General features: G+C 43.2%; 14 protein-coding genes, 20 tRNA genes, 3 rRNA genes and 1 pseudogene. 34 read left to right on the top strand and 4 right to left on the bottom strand.

What is annotated here, in order from left to right; translation table 11 throughout:
* Nucleotides 1–131: 131 nt before the first annotated feature.
* The gene (locus AC0VZ9_RS23055; protein WP_019383228.1) at nucleotides 132–392 is read left to right on the top strand and encodes a hypothetical protein; all 261 of its coding nucleotides are present in this window, start codon (nucleotides 132–134) and stop codon (nucleotides 390–392) included.
* A 224-nt stretch (nucleotides 393–616) separates the two neighbouring features.
* On the top strand, nucleotides 617–1,249 hold the full coding sequence (locus AC0VZ9_RS23050; RefSeq protein WP_475396748.1) for a protease inhibitor I9 family protein: 633 nt from the start codon (nucleotides 617–619) through the stop codon (nucleotides 1,247–1,249).
* 96 nt (nucleotides 1,250–1,345) lie between these two features.
* On the opposite strand, the gene AC0VZ9_RS23045 is transcribed toward AC0VZ9_RS23050, so the two are convergent.
* Complete coding sequence (locus AC0VZ9_RS23045; RefSeq protein WP_475396747.1) at nucleotides 1,346–1,603, bottom strand: helix-turn-helix domain-containing protein; 258 nt, start codon at nucleotides 1,601–1,603, stop codon at nucleotides 1,346–1,348.
* 282 nt (nucleotides 1,604–1,885) lie between these two features.
* Here AC0VZ9_RS23045 and AC0VZ9_RS23040 point away from each other — a divergent pair, with 282 nt between their 5' ends.
* From AC0VZ9_RS23040 to AC0VZ9_RS23000, 9 genes and pseudogenes are all read left to right on the top strand, one after another.
* Nucleotides 1,886–2,266 carry a protease inhibitor I9 family protein gene (locus AC0VZ9_RS23040; protein WP_475396746.1) on the top strand — a complete coding sequence of 127 codons (381 nt, stop codon included), beginning with the start codon at nucleotides 1,886–1,888 and terminating at the stop codon, nucleotides 2,264–2,266.
* Nucleotides 2,267–2,710: 444 nt separating this feature from the next.
* Nucleotides 2,711–3,099: pseudogene (locus AC0VZ9_RS23035) on the top strand (S8 family serine peptidase); the annotation flags it as partial.
* 218 nt (nucleotides 3,100–3,317) lie between these two features.
* Nucleotides 3,318–3,674 (top strand): hypothetical protein, encoded by a 357-nt coding sequence (locus AC0VZ9_RS23030; protein ID WP_019383232.1) that lies wholly within the window; start codon nucleotides 3,318–3,320, stop codon nucleotides 3,672–3,674.
* Between the two features lie 30 nt (nucleotides 3,675–3,704).
* Nucleotides 3,705–4,103, top strand: coding sequence for a DUF350 domain-containing protein (locus AC0VZ9_RS23025; protein ID WP_009331584.1), 399 nt, complete (start codon nucleotides 3,705–3,707; stop codon nucleotides 4,101–4,103).
* Nucleotides 4,104–4,119: 16 nt separating this feature from the next.
* Nucleotides 4,120–4,578, top strand: a complete 459-nt coding sequence (locus AC0VZ9_RS23020; protein ID WP_019383234.1) for a hypothetical protein — start codon at nucleotides 4,120–4,122, stop codon at nucleotides 4,576–4,578.
* Nucleotides 4,578–5,822, top strand: a complete 1,245-nt coding sequence (locus tag AC0VZ9_RS23015) for a glutathionylspermidine synthase family protein (RefSeq protein WP_251175056.1) — start codon at nucleotides 4,578–4,580, stop codon at nucleotides 5,820–5,822. The genes AC0VZ9_RS23020 and AC0VZ9_RS23015 overlap by 1 nt, the downstream gene beginning before the upstream one ends.
* A 5-nt stretch (nucleotides 5,823–5,827) precedes the next feature.
* Entirely contained in the window at nucleotides 5,828–6,856 is a 1,029-nt protein-coding gene (locus tag AC0VZ9_RS23010; RefSeq protein ID WP_019383236.1) for an ion channel, read from the top strand.
* 138 nt (nucleotides 6,857–6,994) lie between these two features.
* The gene (gene fosM / locus AC0VZ9_RS23005) at nucleotides 6,995–7,417 is read left to right on the top strand and encodes a FosM family fosfomycin resistance protein (protein WP_475396745.1); all 423 of its coding nucleotides are present in this window, start codon (nucleotides 6,995–6,997) and stop codon (nucleotides 7,415–7,417) included.
* Nucleotides 7,418–7,574: 157 nt separating this feature from the next.
* Nucleotides 7,575–8,093, top strand: coding sequence for a DinB family protein (locus tag AC0VZ9_RS23000; protein WP_019383238.1), 519 nt, complete (start codon nucleotides 7,575–7,577; stop codon nucleotides 8,091–8,093).
* A gap of 473 nt (nucleotides 8,094–8,566) precedes the next feature.
* Here AC0VZ9_RS23000 and AC0VZ9_RS22995 read toward each other — a convergent pair.
* Together AC0VZ9_RS22995 and AC0VZ9_RS22990 are read right to left on the bottom strand one after the other, a co-directional pair.
* Nucleotides 8,567–8,639 (bottom strand) — tRNA-Ala (locus AC0VZ9_RS22995).
* Nucleotides 8,640–8,706: 67 nt separating this feature from the next.
* A complete protein-coding gene (locus tag AC0VZ9_RS22990) occupies nucleotides 8,707–9,405 on the bottom strand; it encodes an MgtC/SapB family protein (RefSeq protein WP_009331578.1) in 699 nt (232 codons plus the stop codon).
* Nucleotides 9,406–9,551: 146 nt separating this feature from the next.
* On the opposite strand from AC0VZ9_RS22990, the gene AC0VZ9_RS22985 reads away from it, so the two are divergent.
* The gene (locus tag AC0VZ9_RS22985; protein WP_009331577.1) at nucleotides 9,552–10,466 is read left to right on the top strand and encodes a DMT family transporter; all 915 of its coding nucleotides are present in this window, start codon (nucleotides 9,552–9,554) and stop codon (nucleotides 10,464–10,466) included.
* A gap of 60 nt (nucleotides 10,467–10,526) precedes the next feature.
* On the opposite strand, the gene AC0VZ9_RS22980 is transcribed toward AC0VZ9_RS22985, so the two are convergent.
* On the bottom strand, nucleotides 10,527–10,706 hold the full coding sequence (locus AC0VZ9_RS22980) for a hypothetical protein (protein ID WP_009331576.1): 180 nt from the start codon (nucleotides 10,704–10,706) through the stop codon (nucleotides 10,527–10,529).
* Between the two features lie 757 nt (nucleotides 10,707–11,463).
* Here AC0VZ9_RS22980 and AC0VZ9_RS22975 point away from each other — a divergent pair.
* The 22 genes from AC0VZ9_RS22975 to AC0VZ9_RS22870 all read left to right on the top strand — a co-directional run bounded on the left by AC0VZ9_RS22975 (nucleotide 11,464) and on the right by AC0VZ9_RS22870 (nucleotide 18,480).
* Nucleotides 11,464–13,013, top strand: a 16S ribosomal RNA gene (locus AC0VZ9_RS22975).
* Nucleotides 13,014–13,314: 301 nt separating this feature from the next.
* Nucleotides 13,315–16,250, top strand: a 23S ribosomal RNA gene (locus tag AC0VZ9_RS22970).
* 252 nt (nucleotides 16,251–16,502) lie between these two features.
* Nucleotides 16,503–16,619: ribosomal RNA gene (gene rrf / locus AC0VZ9_RS22965) — 5S ribosomal RNA — on the top strand.
* The 16S, 23S and 5S rRNA genes sit together here with 19 tRNA genes alongside, the layout of an rRNA operon.
* A gap of 9 nt (nucleotides 16,620–16,628) precedes the next feature.
* Nucleotides 16,629–16,704, top strand: a tRNA-Val gene (locus AC0VZ9_RS22960).
* A gap of 20 nt (nucleotides 16,705–16,724) precedes the next feature.
* Nucleotides 16,725–16,800: transfer RNA gene (locus tag AC0VZ9_RS22955), tRNA-Thr, on the top strand.
* 143 nt (nucleotides 16,801–16,943) lie between these two features.
* Nucleotides 16,944–17,019, top strand: a tRNA-Lys gene (locus AC0VZ9_RS22950).
* A 15-nt stretch (nucleotides 17,020–17,034) separates the two neighbouring features.
* Nucleotides 17,035–17,119, top strand: a tRNA-Leu gene (locus tag AC0VZ9_RS22945).
* Nucleotides 17,120–17,127: 8 nt separating this feature from the next.
* Nucleotides 17,128–17,202 (top strand) — tRNA-Gly (locus AC0VZ9_RS22940).
* Nucleotides 17,203–17,208: 6 nt separating this feature from the next.
* A tRNA-Leu gene (locus tag AC0VZ9_RS22935) sits at nucleotides 17,209–17,297 on the top strand.
* Between the two features lie 15 nt (nucleotides 17,298–17,312).
* Nucleotides 17,313–17,389 (top strand) — tRNA-Arg (locus AC0VZ9_RS22930).
* A 7-nt stretch (nucleotides 17,390–17,396) separates the two neighbouring features.
* A tRNA-Pro gene (locus AC0VZ9_RS22925) sits at nucleotides 17,397–17,473 on the top strand.
* A gap of 9 nt (nucleotides 17,474–17,482) precedes the next feature.
* Nucleotides 17,483–17,558 (top strand) — tRNA-Ala (locus tag AC0VZ9_RS22920).
* An 18-nt stretch (nucleotides 17,559–17,576) separates the two neighbouring features.
* Nucleotides 17,577–17,653 (top strand) — tRNA-Met (locus tag AC0VZ9_RS22915).
* 17 nt (nucleotides 17,654–17,670) lie between these two features.
* A tRNA-Ile gene (locus AC0VZ9_RS22910) sits at nucleotides 17,671–17,747 on the top strand.
* A 13-nt stretch (nucleotides 17,748–17,760) separates the two neighbouring features.
* Nucleotides 17,761–17,853 (top strand) — tRNA-Ser (locus AC0VZ9_RS22905).
* 18 nt (nucleotides 17,854–17,871) lie between these two features.
* Nucleotides 17,872–17,945: transfer RNA gene (locus AC0VZ9_RS22900), tRNA-Met, on the top strand.
* Between the two features lie 3 nt (nucleotides 17,946–17,948).
* Nucleotides 17,949–18,025, top strand: a tRNA-Asp gene (locus AC0VZ9_RS22895).
* Between the two features lie 25 nt (nucleotides 18,026–18,050).
* A tRNA-Phe gene (locus AC0VZ9_RS22890) sits at nucleotides 18,051–18,126 on the top strand.
* Between the two features lie 14 nt (nucleotides 18,127–18,140).
* Nucleotides 18,141–18,214 (top strand) — tRNA-Gly (locus AC0VZ9_RS22885).
* A gap of 4 nt (nucleotides 18,215–18,218) precedes the next feature.
* A tRNA-Ile gene (locus AC0VZ9_RS22880) sits at nucleotides 18,219–18,295 on the top strand.
* Nucleotides 18,296–18,309: 14 nt separating this feature from the next.
* Nucleotides 18,310–18,384 (top strand) — tRNA-Asn (locus AC0VZ9_RS22875).
* A 5-nt stretch (nucleotides 18,385–18,389) separates the two neighbouring features.
* Nucleotides 18,390–18,480, top strand: a tRNA-Ser gene (locus AC0VZ9_RS22870).
* Nucleotides 18,481–18,482 lie beyond the last annotated feature (2 nt).

The following is an 18,482-nucleotide window of genomic DNA, read 5'->3' as shown; positions in this document are numbered from 1 at the left end:
TTGTTATTTTTTAGTCGCTATTAATTTTGCGTAATGGATGTCTTCCTATCAATTTACGATTACAATAAAATGGTGAAAGTGACATTATGCGAGTTGTATTCAATTAAAAATATACAAGGAGAGATAGATAAATGGCAGACACAGATCAATTAATAAATTCTTTTGAAGAGATCAATTTCAATCAATATCAAATGCCGATTATTTGCATATTCTCAAATCCAAAAGACTATCGCGGAATGTTTGTTGCGCGAATTTTCGATACGGATAAGCCGACAGAATATATAATCATGAGAGTCAGTTTAGATGCAATAAGAAAGGAGATACCGGATGGTTTTACTTTAATGCCTAAATCTGCTGATGATGATTCTGCGTTAGTAGAAACCTGGATTTGATAGAGAAAGGTTTTTGCCCAAATACAACAGGAAAATAGTTGTGTATCCTTTTGTCTATATATATATCTTAATGTTCCTAAATTAGTGGTTTTTCTGCTTTTCGTTCGTTGAAATGGTCCTATTTAACCATCAATTATCCATGTTTACTTTGTTGAATTAACCCCAATGACAATCTAATTGTCAGAAAATATAATTAGAGTCAGTAAAGTAGAGGGGTTGAATCAATGAGTAAAAGTAAATATTCAAAAGTGGCATTAAGCCTTGGACTGCTCATAGGCGGTGTCGCACCAATAGGCTATGAATCTATTGGACATGCAGAAACTCAATCAGATGCCATGAACATCTTAGCCAGTCTAACGAAAGAGCAGCGCGAAGCTTTGCAAAAGCTAGAAGCCAACCGGTCTTTGCAGGGACTCCAATTATCTAGGGATATTGATTTGGAGAGCACAGAAGAAGTGAATGTTATCGTGGAATTTAAACAGCTTCCAGCAAAGGTAGAAAAAGTTCAAAAATCGTTGAAGGGGGAAGAGGTTTCTCTTGAAGCGGCCAAGAAAAAGGTAGAGGCGTCACACAAAAAGTTTGCGAAAGACCTGCAGGACAAAATAGGCAAAAAGGCTAAATCGGGAAATGCAAAGTATGAGATCAAACATACATATAAAAATGCTTTAAATGGAGCCGCTGTAACACTTCCGGCAAACGAAATCCAGAATCTTCTGGAATCGGAAGTCGTGAAAGCAGTTTACAGTGAGTTAGAAGTAAAGCTTGCCCCGCCTAAATCCAATGAGGAAGAGGGCTCAGCTACAAAAGTAGACAGTATTCCTTTTCTAATCTATTTTTCTATGGATGCACTGGATTAGACTGTTAAAGCATTGATGTCAGCGGAATAATTCCCCCCATTGCCGCTTTAATGAGCATTATATAAAATTTTAACTAGGGTACCCATCCATTTTGAATTATTCTAGTTGCCGGAAGTTGAATTTATTAATCAAATGGTCAGGGGGAAAGTATCTTGATATCTTTAGATCGCATGATCTCCTCTTCAATATTAATTCCGAGCCGTTTAGAAAACAGCAAGTGATTTCTGGAGAATAATCTGTAATCCCCCTTTCAATTTTACTGACATGTGTATCAGAGCAAATCCCCTCACCAAGCTGCTGTTGTGTTAATTTAGCCTTCTCACGATAAAATTTAATAGTTTTTCCCTCATACATGCAAAATTCACCCCATAGCTGAAAGCAGATTTTTTAAAGGTAAAAATCCTAATAGCTAGAAATCCTATTTTGGTCATCAACACTTGCTGAGTTCTCTATTTATTATTGATATCAAATTATGTTTCATTATAATGAAATTTGATGGAATAATATTTTTGAAAAATTCTATCAAGTAGGAAGGGGTTAACATCTTAGGAAGAAGTGTTACATTATATTTGGTGGATGTCAGGTTAATAAAGGAAAGAATGATTCTCAAAAAGATGACAAGGTGGTGGAAAAAAGATGCATTCGTCAGCCAAGGTAGATCCATCCATTGACCTTACAAACAATCAGCTCGTTTCCATTATAATTGAATTCAAAACGAAACCTGCAAAAATAGCTGTTTTAGAAGCGAAAGCGAAAGGACTCACCCTGACATTAGAGGAAGCTAAAAGGCAAGTTGAACAAAGTCATCAATCGTTCCGGAAACTTCTCTCATTATTAGATGATAATAAAGTGCCGTATCGGATTAAACACACTTATAAGGCTGCTTTAAACGGAGTTTCAATGGAAATGCCAGCAAATGAAATAAATCGATTATTGGGTTCTTCCGTTATTTCTAAAATCTATCCAGATAAACAAATTCAGCTTGACCCGCCCATATATCCTTCAGACCAGTTGTAAAAGAGAACGGTCAGTTAGTCTAACTTAATATTTTTCCCTTTAGACAGTCAGATAAATAGTTGGATCAAAAAAATTAAGAACCCCAGCTCTTCAGATGAAGACAGCTGGGGTTTGTATATGTGAAACAACACTTAATATATAAGAAAATGTTCGGTCAAAGTGACATGGGTTGCCAGACAGTGTTTTATCATAAAAATCAACTTGATGAAATTTGCGGGAAATAAAATTATATCAAATATCAATATAATAAAATCCTAACTTAACCATTATGAGGACGAACTTATACCGGCTTCAGCAAATGGTCGCTATAAAGGTTAGTGAGAAAAATACTATAGTACTCCATTACACACAGAAAAATAGCAGGTGAGAGAATGAATACAATTTTATTCCAGAAGATAATCAGGATATGCGGAATTCAATCCATTGACCGGCGCTACTTATTAAACTCAACATGGAACCCATGTTTCCCCCAGTATTGCGGGCCAAGGTGAAAATAAAACCGATTATGCGATGACAGGAGTTGGGCCGGATGTGGATATTTTTGCGTATCGTGTATTAGGACAATATGGTTCCGGTACAACAGAAGAATTTTAGCTGCAATCGATCGGGCTGTAGCAGATGGAATGGATGTCATCAACCCTTCTCTGGGAATGTCCTATAATATTCCTTTCTATATCACAAGTATGGCATAAAATAATGCGGTGCTGGCGGGTGTAACGTCGGTTGTTGCTGCTGGAAACTGCGGTGACAGGATGTATACACTAGGGTCTCCAGGTACAGCTGCCTTAGCGATTACAGTAGGGGCGAGCGATACATCAGAAACCATTGCAACGTCCAAAGGTATCTTAGAAGGTGTTTCCTCAGATTTAAAGCTGATGGCCGAGGGGACATGTGCATTGTCCCGATTGATCATTTTTCTTGGGTCATAAATCTTCCGCCTTGTCCTTCACATAATGTTCGAAAAAGAGAAATCCGCTGTTTCAAAAAATAAATGTTTTCGAATCTTTTGTGGTTTATATTCGTAAATTAAAAAGTGTGAGGAAGCGGGGTGATGATATTGACAAAAACGAGAAAAATGATGACGGGCATTACATCAACGGCACTTATGCTTGGTCTTTCCGGCTGTGGTTCAGAATCTCAGGAAATTCCTCCTCCGCCTGAGGATTCGAGCTGCAGTGATTGGGAGTGGGATGAAGATGACGGGGTATGGGAATGTGATGACAGCCGTTCCAGTTATTATAGACATTATTATTATGGGGGCCAATATTTTAAAAACAAAACAGCTTTGTACAAAAGCAAGGATTTTCTAAACTATAAAAATAGCACGTCTTTTAAAGGGGGAAGTAATTCTGAATTGGGACAGAAAAGCTCTGGATTTGGAAGTGGCAAAAAGAGCTACGGAGGATAAGGTAAAGAATTGATGAAAGGGAGTATGTTTATGAACTTATATGTAAATTTTGCTTCGTATTTAGGAGTAGCGCTGCTTCTTTTGGCTGCCGGAATTGTTCTGTTTATGATTAGTACACCAAAATTGAAGGAAATTAGCTTAATTGCCGAAAAGAATGTTTCGGCAGCATTGGTGCTTGGAGGAAAGATTATTGGTCTTGCCATTGTTTTGGGGGCTGCAGCTGAATACTCCATCTCACTTTTTGACATGGTCATATGGGGTATAATCGGCATCGTTTCGCAGGTGATTGTATTTATTTTGGCAGAAGTTATCACCATTCGTTTCAGTATCCATAAGGCAATCGAAGATGATAACCGTGCTGTAGGTGTCATGCTGTTTTCCTTATCATTGGCAATCGGCTGGATCGTGGCAAAGTGCCTATCTTACTAAGAAAGCTGGTTAATAGATGAAAAAGCTGACGTATTATATCGACAAAGGGAAAGGCGAATACGAACCTTTTTATGAGTATTCTGCTCAATCTGTGGGAATTGATGAATTATATGCCAGGCAGCTATGCACTTATTTTATCATGAGAGGCCAGCAGTACGAGCTTATTTGCAACGAGATGGATGGAGAAGAGGAGATTCTCGTCATTAAAGACATAGGAAGAAATCCACACGTGCTGGACGAAAAAGTTTTCCGCGGAAAAGGGCTGAATATCGAGGTTCGCAGGTACCGTGAAATGGAGAATTATAAACTGCTTTCCATTATCCCTTGTCAAACGCATTTTGATATCATTCGCTATCTTTTAAAAGATATTGTTGATATCCCCGGAATTGGGCAAAAGCAAGTGACTTCTACTGAAATCGACGAGGACAGGGGCGTATATGTTCTATATATCAAGGACATAGGAGAGAAGGAATAGTGGATAAAAAAGCCTACCATGATAAAAGAAAAAGGTTTTACCGCAAAATAAATCATTTCTGGGCCGATCTATATGGGGAAGAATATGCACTATATGATATTGCCTATATCGATAGAACTGAACGTGAACGTATCCGAACTGTCAGTGAAAGAATTGGCAAAATATTTTTTAAGGTGTGCAGCCTGCTTCGAGAAGTGCCAGATCGGACACTTATTGAAATGGGATTTCCGAAAGAAACGCTTTCGTTCATCAGACTGAAAAGCATTGCCTCAGAAAGCGTTATTGCCCGGCTTGATCTAATCCCATACGGAGCTGGCTATAAATGCATTGAAATCAATGCTGATACCCCAACATTTATTAAAGAGCTTTTCCATGTCAATAGTGAGGTGTGCAAAGAATTTGCAGCAGAAGACCCAAATGAAGGAATGGAACGTCTACTGAGTAAAGAAGTTTGTGGAAGCATTGAACAATATGCACGGAAATTGAAATTGAAAACACCTAATGTTGTCTTTACTGCCCATGAAGACAACCTCGAAGACCGGGAAACAGTCCGATATATTCAAAAGCTTTCCGGTGTGGCTTCTAATTTTATCCCTCTTCATAAACTGGAGATTCAAAGAGGAATTGGGCTTTTTGATGAAAAGGGATCCAGAATTGATATATTGTACCGTCAAACTTTCCCGATTGAGAACTTAATTTCCGATGAGGATGCAGATGGAAACAGGATTGGTTTATGGCTCCTGGAACTGGTCGAGGCAGAAAAGCTTGCGATTATTAATCCCCCATCCGCATTTATGCTGCAAAACAAAGCGGTACAGGCGGTTATTTGGGGATTGCACATGGAGGAACATCCATTTTTTACAAAGGAAGAGCATGTATGGATTGAAGAATCCTTCCTTCCAACCTATCTTGAGCCTGATATTTTTATTATGTCGGGGCTGTCATTTGTTAAAAAGCCTGTTTTTGGAAGAGAAGGAGATACGGTCGAAATATATAATCATGAAGGCTTCCTCACCCATGCTGACGCCCAGCAATCATATACTGAATATCTGCCAGTTTATCAGCAATATGTAGAGCACCCTGCTGTTGATTTCAATAGTGAAAAGGGAAAACAGAAGGGCAGACTTTTATTGGGAAGCTTCCTTCTTAACGGCAAACCGTCGGCTGCAGGATATAGAATAGGAGGAGCGATTACAAATAATCTCTCCTATTATTTGCCGTTCGGGATTAAAAAAGGGGGGTGAAAAAAATGTGGATTCTACATAAAGTTTTTTTAAAAATGACGAAAATAAGTATATTGCAAGCATCGGCTCTTGCACTATTTCTCATTGTCTTCAGCAGCATTACGATGAGGGCAGCCGAGCCGGAAACATTTCCGCGCTTTATTGATGCTCTGTGGTGGACGATGACAACACTTGTCACAGTAGGCTATGGCGACTATTTTCCTGAAAGTGATTTTGGTCGAATCTTCACCATGCTGCTGCTTTACACATTTGGCATTGGCGCAATGGGTATCATCATAGGGAAAGTCTTTGAAAGCTTCAGCATGTACCGGAAATGGAAGGAGGAAGGACGATTGACTTATTCGGGAAAAGGGCATTACATACTAATTGGTGCATCAAAAGAAAAATTGGAAAATGTGGTAGAGGAGATCCTTCACAGCAAGCAAAAATGTGATGTTGTCATTGTTGACCATTCTGAAAGAACACCCATGGAGCATGAGAGGGTCCATTTTGTCAGCGGAAATCCTGCTGAAGAGGAAGTGTTAATGAAAGCCAATATCCTTGAAGCAAAATCAGTTGCCATTTTTTCGGATGACCGAAATGACCATGCTGAATACTCCGATGGAAAAACTCTTCTCATCGCTTCCAGGGTGGAACATATCTCAAAGAAATATGAGAAAAGCATCTACACCATTGTTGAAATAAAAAAAGATAAGCACGTTTCCTTGTTTGAACACGCAAACGTTGATGAATTGATCCTTTCAAATGATTCTATCTCCCGCCTCATGGCTCATGCGGCCATCAACCACGGTTCAAGCAAGCTTTTTAATCAGATGCTGAGCAGCTCTGAAGGGGAAAACCTCTATGAAATTAAGGCTAAACCGCATTGGAGCACATACAGGGATGCAGCGATGGAACTTTTTGAAATAGGAGCGACCTTAATTTCAGATGGAAGTTCTCTTGATTTAGCCCGCCGTCATCATGAATTAATTCCCGATTCAGCGAAACTATTTGTCATTTGCGATGAGACTACATATCAAAAAATTATTTCATAAAGTTTTTATTGTACTAGTCCTATTTAAAGCTGAAGATAATACGAATCTTCAAGCTTTTTACTTGTAAAAGGATGGGGATCATAAATCTTTATACAGGTGCAATAATGAATATAAAAAAACTTAGTTTGGGGTGATTTGGTGTCAATAAAAGGCATTAATCATTTTTTATTTTCAGTTTCCAATTTAGAAGCTTCTATTGAGTTTTATAAAAATGTGTTTGGTGCAAAGTTATTAGTTAAGGGAAGTAGTACTGCCTATTTTGACTTAAACGGTATATGGCTTGCCCTCAATGAAGAAAAGGATATTTCTCGTACTGAAATTTGCCAATCATATACACATATAGCTTTTTCAATAGAAGAAGCGGAATTTGATAATATGTACCGTAAGCTAAAAGAATTGAAGGTAAACATTCTGTCAGGGCGTCCAAGAGACGAAAAAGATAAAAAGTCTATTTACTTTACTGATCCAGATGGGCACAAGTTTGAATTTCATACAGGTACTTTACAAGACAGACTAAATTATTACAAAAAGGAAAAAACACATATGGAGTTTTACAATTAAATGATTTTGTACAAACTTAGTTGGTTAGAAGAGTTTGTGAAGGTTTGTACTTAAAGAAATTGGTGCTTTTGCTCTCTTCAACAAACGGGCAGGGTTTTTTACAGTGAGGACCGAATTATTTAGTTAGGGAAAATTAACTAAAAGGGAGGAATCCTTGATGAGAAAACAACATGCATTAGAATTGTATGATTATCATGTTTGGGCAAACAAAAAGTTTTTCGAGCGATTGAAAGAATTACCCAAGGACATTTATGATCAGGAAATACAAAGTGTTTTTTCCTCGATTTCGAAGGCACTTGTTCATATTTATATGACAGATACAGTATGGCTTGGTGTAATGCAGGAGAATAGTATGGAAGAGATTCAAGCTTCTATCGCCATTGCTCAAGACAAGACAAAGGATAAGAGTCTTGAAGAAATGGAAAAGCTATTTCAAAGTTTATCAGAGGAATATCAAAAGCTTCTTAATAATATTAGCGATTTGGATAAAGAGATTTCCCCGGTACATCCTAAATTTGGGCGTCTGGATACTTACTTCTCAGAATTGGTTCAGCATGTTGTTAACCATGGCACATATCACCGCGGAAATCTTACGGCAATGATACGACAACAGGGTTATTCAAGTGTATCTAATGATTATGTTTTCTATCTTTACGATATCAGCAAGTCAAATTAGTTTTTTTGCTTCTGATTATTGCAATTGGATTCTTCTCGAGTAACACGTTTTTTGTGGATAGGAACCAGTTAATATCTGCAAATTTTTCAACCTATTAAGACTAAGACCAGTAGGCTGATAAGACACAATGACAGACTTAGAATGGGCAATGAATTCACAGGATAGTAAAATTAGTGTTGGAGTTTCACGCGGACAAGCCTTCGAAAATCGCGAGTAAATAAACGGAGCTAATACTACTGTTGGTAGTGAAGTAGAATAGTTAGTACTCTCTAATTGAGTTGGGGCGATAATGCATTTCTTTTTATATACAAAGATTGTGACGAATGTTACATAAAGAAAAGGGTGCGTTAGTATTAACAAATACCTCAAAATGTATAAAGACTCCAAAAATAAATTTCGTGACAGTCCAGCGACAATAACGAACATTCTGAATCGAAAATAAAAAAAGCCTTGATATACAAGGCTTTTTTCTATGGAGAATAGGGGGCTCGAACCCCTGACCTCAACGCTGCCAGCGTTGCGCTCTCCCAGCTGAGCTAATCCCCCGAGTAGTGGTACAAGAAAAATTATAACCACATCGGAGTTATCTTGCAAGAGGAATTATTAAAAAATTTTACTGCATACTATCAATTTCCATGCACTGCACTCCAGGGATGCTTGAAACGCTGTAATAAACATCCGTTGTTCTTCTTTTGTAGTCGACGGCAACTATCAGCTGTACAAGATGCAGATGTTCATCTTCTAGGTCTTTAATACGAATATGTTTTATAGATATATCAAGGTCTTTTACCGCTGGGATGATATCAGCAATATTTTCTTTATCCCTTACTTTCAGCTGCAGGTTGATTTCTTTTTCTCTTAAGCGTTTGGGACCAATTAAGCCCATGATAAAAGGAATTACCTCCACTGAAATAATCAGCAGCGCCACTCCGGCCATTGCTTCAATATAAAAGCCTGCTCCTACAGCAATTCCGATTCCTGCTGCCCCCCAAATTAATGCGGCTGTTGTAAGGCCAGAAATACTGTCATTTCCCCGCCTTAAAATAACGCCTGCACCCAAAAAGCCGATGCCTGAGACAATTTGGGCAGCTAAACGGAGAGGATCCATCGTTATGTTGATGTCATCATTACCAGGAAACATATAAGCCGATTCTATAGACACAATAGTCAGCAGGCAGCTTACTATGGAAATAACTAAACTTGTCTTTAAGCCGACCGGCTTTCTTTTTAATTCTCTCTCCAGGCCGATAACAAGACCAAGCACTGCTGAAATCCCCAGTTTCATTAATATTTCTATCTCTAAACTGCTCATAATATCTCCCGCTTTTTTAAGTATTATATATCCAAAATATGATCTTTAAAATCCTGCTATAATAAAACCGTAGTAAAAGTTTGAATATACGTTGTAAAATGAAATATACCCTAATTATTAGGAAACAGAAACAAGGAGTATTAAAAATGTCAGATAAAAAAATAAATCCCTATGTTGCCCTGGCAATTGGTGTCATTTCTGTCTCAACCTCAGCCATATTGGTGAAGGTATCCAGCGCTCCATCGGGAGTCATTGCGTTTTACAGGTTATTATTTTCTGTCCTATTCATGCTGCCTGTATTTCTTATAAAGTATGTTCCGGAACTTCGTCTTATTACACGGCGGGATTGGATCTATTCCATCATTGCCGGTGTGTTTCTCGCCTTTCATTTTATTCTTTGGTTTGAGTCACTGAACTACACCTCTGTAGCCAGTTCTACAGTCCTTGTAACACTGCAGCCCTTATTTGCATTTGCAGGCACGTATTTCTTTTTTAAAGAAAAGTTTACCTGGAAAGCAATATTAAGCGGGCTTCTCGCAATTGTGGGCAGTATTATTATCAGCTGGGGAGATTTTCAAATCAGCGGGACTGCTTTGTTCGGGGATATACTTGCAATCATTGCCTGCGCCCTGGTAACAGCCTACTTAATGTTTGGGCAAACAGTCAGAAAAAGGATGTCACTCGTTACCTATACTTTTGTTGTCTACAGTATAAGTACTGTTACATTGTTATTCTACGTGTTAATGGTTAATGAACCTTTAATCCCATATGGAACCAGTGACTGGGTATATTTTATATTGCTGGCTCTAATTCCAACCCTGCTTGGACACACATTATTTAATTGGTCACTTAAATGGCTAAGCACCTCAACTATTTCTATGGCCATCTTATTTGAGCCGGTAGGTGCTGCAATTCTAGCTTATTATTTGCTTCATGAGTCGATTATATGGACACAAGTTCTTGGTGGAACAGTGGTAATTGGAGGAATAACTATCTTCTTATTAGATGAGAGAAGGATTCGGATGAAAGAATTGAAGAAAAAAACAACGATTTCCGGATAAGTAGATAATCTATCTATAGTTATATAAGAGAAAAATCTCCCTGGGAATGGGGAGATTTTTTTATTTGAATACATAGGTCAGAGCAGAAAAAATAAATGCGGCTGTAACTGAAAAGATGAAGGTGCCACCATAAACCTCTTCATCTGAATTTGCAATTTTAATGCCCTCTGCATAGGCATAAGCAAATAAAAATATGGCCATGATTACTGATAGATATAGTGCTGCGGTTTCCAGTGTCATTCACACCTTCCGTATAGAGTAGAGTTAATAGATTTTATGAAAAATAACCAAAACTATTACTATTTCTTTGTATTGATATTTTGTTAAAACTTGATTTCTCATCCTTTTGACGGCTAATCAGTAAAATATGTATTAATTTAATTATTGTTATAAGAAGCTTATAAAAGTGTGGAAAAGTGAACAAGATTATCCACATGCTGTGAGTAACTTTGTTGACAACTGTATTAATAAGTGTTTTGCAGTGGATAAGTTTGTGGGTATTTGAGATGGAGGTTTCGAGAATTATGTTACTGATATAATGAATTTTCAAAAGATCAGGTGAAATGCATATAAATCTGATGTTAAGAAAATGCACACTTTATAAGATCTGGCTGCAGAACAATTAAAATAAAATCAGTTTCGTAAAGGTACCGTCTTTTAATTTGATCCCAAAAAGGCAATCGATAGAGAAGAGATATATAATTAATATGCACTGAAAATATAAAGATAAACATTTTTAAAAATTATATTGCAAACATTTAATAAGTCGTGGTATATTAATTCTTGTCCTCAACAAGGCAAGTTAAACTGCGAAAAAACATTTTAAAAAGCTGTTGACTTGTTGATGGATAACATGTTATATTGATAAAGTCGCTTCCGGGCGACGAGGTAAAATATAGCAAAGAGAAATTGATCTTTGAAAACTGAACGAACAAAAACGTCAACGTTAATTCTTTAGTCTTTTTTGAAAAGACAACTTATGAGCTTAATCAACTCTTATATGGAGAGTTTGATCCTGGCTCAGGACGAACGCTGGCGGCGTGCCTAATACATGCAAGTCGAGCGGACAGATGGGAGCTTGCTCCCTGAAGTTAGCGGCGGACGGGTGAGTAACACGTGGGCAACCTGCCTGTAAGACTGGGATAACTCCGGGAAACCGGGGCTAATACCGGATAATTCTTTCCCTCACATGAGGGAAAGCTGAAAGATGGTTTCGGCTATCACTTGCAGATGGGCCCGCGGCGCATTAGCTAGTTGGTGAGGTAACGGCTCACCAAGGCAACGATGCGTAGCCGACCTGAGAGGGTGATCGGCCACACTGGGACTGAGACACGGCCCAGACTCCTACGGGAGGCAGCAGTAGGGAATCTTCCGCAATGGACGAAAGTCTGACGGAGCAACGCCGCGTGAGTGATGAAGGTTTTCGGATCGTAAAACTCTGTTGTTAGGGAAGAACAAGTACCGGAGTAACTGCCGGTACCTTGACGGTACCTAACCAGAAAGCCACGGCTAACTACGTGCCAGCAGCCGCGGTAATACGTAGGTGGCAAGCGTTGTCCGGAATTATTGGGCGTAAAGCGCGCGCAGGCGGTTCCTTAAGTCTGATGTGAAAGCCCCCGGCTCAACCGGGGAGGGTCATTGGAAACTGGGGAACTTGAGTGCAGAAGAGAAGAGTGGAATTCCACGTGTAGCGGTGAAATGCGTAGAGATGTGGAGGAACACCAGTGGCGAAGGCGACTCTTTGGTCTGTAACTGACGCTGAGGCGCGAAAGCGTGGGGAGCAAACAGGATTAGATACCCTGGTAGTCCACGCCGTAAACGATGAGTGCTAAGTGTTAGAGGGTTTCCGCCCTTTAGTGCTGCAGCAAACGCATTAAGCACTCCGCCTGGGGAGTACGGCCGCAAGGCTGAAACTCAAAGGAATTGACGGGGGCCCGCACAAGCGGTGGAGCATGTGGTTTAATTCGAAGCAACGCGAAGAACCTTACCAGGTCTTGACATCTCCTGACAACCCTAGAGATAGGGCGTTCCCCTTCGGGGGACAGGATGACAGGTGGTGCATGGTTGTCGTCAGCTCGTGTCGTGAGATGTTGGGTTAAGTCCCGCAACGAGCGCAACCCTTGATCTTAGTTGCCAGCATTCAGTTGGGCACTCTAAGGTGACTGCCGGTGACAAACCGGAGGAAGGTGGGGATGACGTCAAATCATCATGCCCCTTATGACCTGGGCTACACACGTGCTACAATGGATGGTACAAAGGGCTGCGAGACCGCGAGGTTAAGCGAATCCCATAAAACCATTCTCAGTTCGGATTGCAGGCTGCAACTCGCCTGCATGAAGCCGGAATCGCTAGTAATCGCGGATCAGCATGCCGCGGTGAATACGTTCCCGGGCCTTGTACACACCGCCCGTCACACCACGAGAGTTTGTAACACCCGAAGTCGGTGGGGTAACCTTTTGGAGCCAGCCGCCTAAGGTGGGACAGATGATTGGGGTGAAGTCGTAACAAGGTAGCCGTATCGGAAGGTGCGGCTGGATCACCTCCTTTCTAAGGATATTTACATGAAACGTGACGTGTTTTGTTCGTTCAGTTTTGAGAGTTCAATCTCTCAATGAAAGATTCGTTCTTTGAAAACTAGATAATGTTAATGAAGAAGCAATAACCGAGTAATCGCCATCTTAGTTTTTTTCTCTTATTTTGAAAATAAGTAAGAGCACAAACCATGAGGACGATGAGCGGCAAGGAGATCAAGGAAGCGACCGAGTGAGCACCGGAGCGTACTTCAGTACGTGAGGAGCGGAGCGAGAGAGCTGACGCAGAGATCCGCAGTCGATCAGCGGCCGAAGTAGGTTAAGTTAGAAAGGGCGCACGGTGAATGCCTTGGCACTAGGAGCCGATGAAGGACGGTACTAACACCGATATGCTTCGGGGAGCTGTAAGTAAGCTTTGATCCGGAGATTTCCGAATGGGGAAACCCCCTATCCGTAATGGGATAGGATCTTTACCTGAATACATAGGGTATAGAAGGCAGACCCGGGGAACTGAAACATCTAAGTACCCGGAGGAAGAGAAAGCAAACGCGATTCCCTAAGTAGCGGCGAGCGAAACGGGATTAGCCCAAACCAAGAGGCTTGCCTCTTGGGGTTGTAGGACACTCTACACGGAGTTACAAAGGAACGAGGTAAATGAACAGGTCTGGAAAGGCCGGCCAGAGAAGGTAAAAGCCCTGTAGTTGAAACTTCGTTCCCTCCAGAGTGGATCCTGAGTACGGCGGGACACGAGAAATCCCGTCGGAAGCAGGGAGGACCATCTCCCAAGGCTAAATACTCCCTAGTGACCGATAGTGAACCAGTACCGTGAGGGAAAGGTGAAAAGCACCCCGGAAGGGGAGTGAAAGAGATCCTGAAACCGTGTGCCTACAAGTAGTTAGAGCCCGTTAATGGGTGATAGCGTGCCTTTTGTAGAATGAACCGGCGAGTTACGATTACATGCGAGGTTAAGTTGATGAGACGGAGCCGCAGCGAAAGCGAGTCTGAATAGGGCGAATGAGTATGTGGTCGTAGACCCGAAACCAGGTGATCTACCCATGTCCAGGGTGAAGTCCAGGTAACACTGGATGGAGGCCCGAACCCACGCACGTTGAAAAGTGCGGGGATGAGGTGTGGGTAGCGGAGAAATTCCAATCGAACTTGGAGATAGCTGGTTCTCTCCGAAATAGCTTTAGGGCTAGCCTCATGTAGTAAGAGTCTTGGAGGTAGAGCACTGTTTGGACTAGGGGCCCCCATCGGGTTACCGAATTCAGACAAACTCCGAATGCCAAAGACTTATCCATGGGAGTCAGACTGCGAGTGATAAGATCCGTAGTCAAGAGGGAAACAGCCCAGACCACCAGCTAAGGTCCCAAAGTATACGTTAAGTGGAAAAGGATGTGGAGTTGCTTAGACAACCAGGATGTTGGCTTAGAAGCAGCCACCATTTAAAGAGTGCGTAATAGCTCACTGGTCGAGTGACTCCGCGCCGAAAATGTACCGGGGCTAAACGTATCACCGAAGCTGTGGATTGACATCTTACGATGTCAGTGGTAGGAGAGCGTTCTAAGGGCGTTGAAGCGGGATCGCAAGGACCCGTGGAGCGCTTAGAAGTGAGAATGCCGGTATGAGTAGCGAAAGATGGGTGAGAATCCCATCCACCGAATGCCTAAGGTTTCCTGAGGAAGGCTCGTCCGCTCAGGGTTAGTCGGGACCTAAGCCGAGGCTGAAAAGCGTAGGCGATGGACAACAGGTTGATATTCCTGTACCACCTCTTTACCGTTTGAGCAATGGGGGGACGCAGGAGGATAGGGTAAGCACGCTGCTGGATTAGCGTGTCCAAGCAGTTAGGCCGGTAACGAGGCAAATCCCGTTACCACATAGGCTGAGCTGTGACGGCGAGGGAAATTTAGTACCGAAGTTCCTGATTCCACACTGCCAAGAAAAGCCTCTAGCGAGGGAAAAGGTGCCCGTACCGCAAACCGACACAGGTAGGCGAGGAGAGAATCCTAAGGTGAGCGAGAGAACTCTCGTTAAGGAACTCGGCAAAATGACCCCGTAACTTCGGGAGAAGGGGTGCTCATTAGGGTGAATAGCCCTGATGAGCCGCAGTGAATAGGCCCAGGCGACTGTTTAGCAAAAACACAGGTCTCTGCGAAGCCGCAAGGCGAAGTATAGGGGCTGACGCCTGCCCGGTGCTGGAAGGTTAAGAGGAGAGGTTAGCGCAAGCGAAGCTTTGAATCGAAGCCCCAGTAAACGGCGGCCGTAACTATAACGGTCCTAAGGTAGCGAAATTCCTTGTCGGGTAAGTTCCGACCCGCACGAAAGGCGTAACGATCTGGGCACTGTCTCAACGAGAGACTCGGTGAAATTATAGTACCTGTGAAGATGCAGGTTACCCGCGACAGGACGGAAAGACCCCGTGGAGCTTTACTGTAGCCTGATATTGAATTTTGGTACAGCTTGTACAGGATAGGTAGGAGCCTGAGAAGCCGGAGCGCCAGCTTCGGTGGAGGCGTCGGTGGGATACTACCCTGGCTGTATTGAAATTCTAACCCGCGCCCCTTATCGGGGCGGGAGACAGTGTCAGGTGGGCAGTTTGACTGGGGCGGTCGCCTCCTAAAAAGTAACGGAGGCGCCCAAAGGTTCCCTCAGAATGGTTGGAAATCATTCGCAGAGTGTAAAGGCACAAGGGAGCTTGACTGCGAGACCTACAAGTCGAGCAGGGACGAAAGTCGGGCTTAGTGATCCGGTGGTTCCGCATGGAAGGGCCATCGCTCAACGGATAAAAGCTACCCCGGGGATAACAGGCTTATCTCCCCCAAGAGTCCACATCGACGGGGAGGTTTGGCACCTCGATGTCGGCTCATCGCATCCTGGGGCTGTAGTCGGTCCCAAGGGTTGGGCTGTTCGCCCATTAAAGCGGTACGCGAGCTGGGTTCAGAACGTCGTGAGACAGTTCGGTCCCTATCCGTCGTGGGCGCAGGAAATTTGAGAGGAGCTGTCCTTAGTACGAGAGGACCGGGATGGACGCACCGCTGGTGTACCAGTTGTCTTGCCAAAGGCATCGCTGGGTAGCTATGTGCGGAAGGGATAAGTGCTGAAAGCATCTAAGCATGAAGCCCCCCTCGAGATGAGATTTCCCATAGCGTCAAGCTAGTAAGATCCCTGAAAGATGATCAGGTTGATAGGTCAGAGGTGGAAGCGTGGCGACATGTGGAGCTGACTGATACTAATCGATCGAGGACTTAACCAAAACGAAAAGTGGAGGCGACTGTTCAACTTCGAGAGACGTTGGAGAGCCGGCCATTCAAATCCTGTTTTTGGGATTTGGAGGGACGGATCGAAACGGCCGAGAAGTTAGGAGCCGAAGCTAGACAAGTCATTGGTGAATACTCGGCAAATGCTTCTTCATGCATTATCTAGTTTTGAGAGAATGAAAAATATGAAATTTTCTCTTGAAAAATCCTAAAAAGACGGTATAATAAAACTTGTCTTTGGAAAATAGTCTGGTGGCGATAGCGAGAAAGTCACACCCGTTCCCATACCGAACACGGAAGTTAAGCTTCTCAGCGCCGATGGTAGTTAGGGGCTGTCCCCTTGTGAGAGTAGGACGTTGCCGGGCGTTAATAATGGAGGATTAGCTCAGCTGGGAGAGCATCTGCCTTACAAGCAGAGGGTCGGCGGTTCGATCCCGTCATCCTCCACCATTAATTTAAATGTACAAGCTGCCGGTGTAGCTCAATTGGTAGAGCAACTGACTTGTAATCAGTAGGTTGGGGGTTCAAGTCCTCTCGCCGGCACCATTTCAACGAGCCATTAGCTCAGTCGGTAGAGCAGATTGCAGCATCAGTGAATTTCTACATCCGAATAGCAATCTGTGACAAAGCGTTTAGCTTTGGAACATCTGACTGCACATAACAGGCTTTAGGTAGTCTCATAAAATTATGAGCCATTAGCTCAGTCGGTAGAGCATCTGACTTTTAATCAGAGGGTCGAAGGTTCGAGTCCTTCATGGCTCACCATTTTAATTTCATATTGCGGGTGTGGCGGAATTGGCAGACGCACCAGACTTAGGATCTGGCGCCGCAAGGCGTGGGGGTTCGACTCCCTTCACCCGCACCATTCTTTATGCGGAAGTAGTTCAGTGGTAGAACATCACCTTGCCAAGGTGGGGGTCGCGGGTTCGAATCCCGTCTTCCGCTCCATTTATTGCCGGGGTGGCGGAACTGGCAGACGCACAGGACTTAAAATCCTGCGGTAGGTGACTACCGTACCGGTTCGATTCCGGTCCTCGGCACCAGTAGAATTTAACATTGCGCCCGTAGCTCAATTGGATAGAGCGTTTGACTACGGATCAAAAGGTTAGGGGTTCGACTCCTCTCGGGCGCGCCATTATATACGGGGAGTAGCTCAGCTTGGTAGAGCACTTGGTTTGGGACCAAGGGGTCGCAGGTTCGAATCCTGTCTTCCCGACCATTTATTATTGGGGCCTTAGCTCAGCTGGGAGAGCGCCTGCTTTGCACGCAGGAGGTCAGCGGTTCGATCCCGCTAGGCTCCACCATAAATATTTTAACACTTCGGCGGTGTAGCTCAGCTGGCTAGAGCGTACGGTTCATACCCGTGAGGTCGGGGGTTCGATCCCCTCCGCCGCTACCATTTAATTCATCGATGCTGGACCTTTAGCTCAGCTGGTTAGAGCAGACGGCTCATAACCGTCCGGTCGTAGGTTCGAGTCCTACAAGGTCCACCATTTTCATTTATACGGAGGAATACCCAAGTCCGGCTGAAGGGATCGGTCTTGAAAACCGACAGGCGGGTCAAACCGCGCAGGGGTTCGAATCCCCTTTCCTCCTCCATATATTTAATAATATTATCGCGGGGTGGAGCAGTCCGGTAGCTCGTCGGGCTCATAACCCGAAGGTCGCAGGTTCAAATCCTGCCCCCGCAATCTGGTCCGGTAGTTCAGTTGGTTAGAATGCCTGCCTGTCACGCAGGAGGTCGCGGGTTCGAGTCCCGTCCGGACCGCCATTTTTACAAAAAATAAATAATATGTGGCTCAGTAGCTCAGTCGGTAGAGCAAAGGACTGAAAATCCTTGTGTCGGCGGTTCGATTCCGTCCTGAGCCACCATTTTAGAACCTTATGCGGGTGTAGTTTAGTGGTAAAACCTCAGCCTTCCAAGCTGATGATGAGGGTTCGATTCCCTTCACCCGCTCCAAAATGGGCCTATAGCTCAGCTGGTTAGAGCGCACGCCTGATAAGCGTGAGGTCGATGGTTCGAGTCCATTTAGGCCCACCATTTTATATTATTGTTCCGCAGTAGCTCAGTGGTAGAGCATTCGGCTGTTAACCGAACGGTCGTAGGTTCGAATCCTACCTGCGGAGCCATATATGGGGAAGTACTCAAGTGGCTGAAGAGGCGCCCCTGCTAAGGGTGTAGGTCGGGTAACCGGCGCGAGGGTTCAAATCCCTCCTTCTCCGCCATA

The sequence above is a fragment of the Cytobacillus sp. QJM3NY_8 genome (genome assembly GCF_056173585.1).
This window is presented reverse-complemented; position numbering and strand designations above follow the sequence as displayed.

Coding starts and splice junctions, on each gene's coding strand:
- AC0VZ9_RS23025 (WP_009331584.1), top strand. CDS start 3,705: ATGAACTTATATGTAAATTTTGCTTCGTATTTAGGAGTAGCGCTGCTT.
- AC0VZ9_RS22990 (WP_009331578.1), bottom strand. CDS start 9,405: ATGAGCAGTTTAGAGATAGAAATATTAATGAAACTGGGGATTTCAGCA.
- AC0VZ9_RS22980 (WP_009331576.1), bottom strand. CDS start 10,706: ATGACACTGGAAACCGCAGCACTATATCTATCAGTAATCATGGCCATA.
- AC0VZ9_RS23010 (WP_019383236.1), top strand. CDS start 5,828: ATGTGGATTCTACATAAAGTTTTTTTAAAAATGACGAAAATAAGTATA.
- AC0VZ9_RS23020 (WP_019383234.1), top strand. CDS start 4,120: ATGAAAAAGCTGACGTATTATATCGACAAAGGGAAAGGCGAATACGAA.
- AC0VZ9_RS23045 (WP_475396747.1), bottom strand. CDS start 1,603: ATGTATGAGGGAAAAACTATTAAATTTTATCGTGAGAAGGCTAAATTA.
- AC0VZ9_RS23000 (WP_019383238.1), top strand. CDS start 7,575: ATGAGAAAACAACATGCATTAGAATTGTATGATTATCATGTTTGGGCA.
- AC0VZ9_RS23050 (WP_475396748.1), top strand. CDS start 617: ATGAGTAAAAGTAAATATTCAAAAGTGGCATTAAGCCTTGGACTGCTC.
- AC0VZ9_RS23055 (WP_019383228.1), top strand. CDS start 132: ATGGCAGACACAGATCAATTAATAAATTCTTTTGAAGAGATCAATTTC.
- AC0VZ9_RS22985 (WP_009331577.1), top strand. CDS start 9,552: ATGTCAGATAAAAAAATAAATCCCTATGTTGCCCTGGCAATTGGTGTC.
- AC0VZ9_RS23030 (WP_019383232.1), top strand. CDS start 3,318: ATGATATTGACAAAAACGAGAAAAATGATGACGGGCATTACATCAACG.
- AC0VZ9_RS23040 (WP_475396746.1), top strand. CDS start 1,886: ATGCATTCGTCAGCCAAGGTAGATCCATCCATTGACCTTACAAACAAT.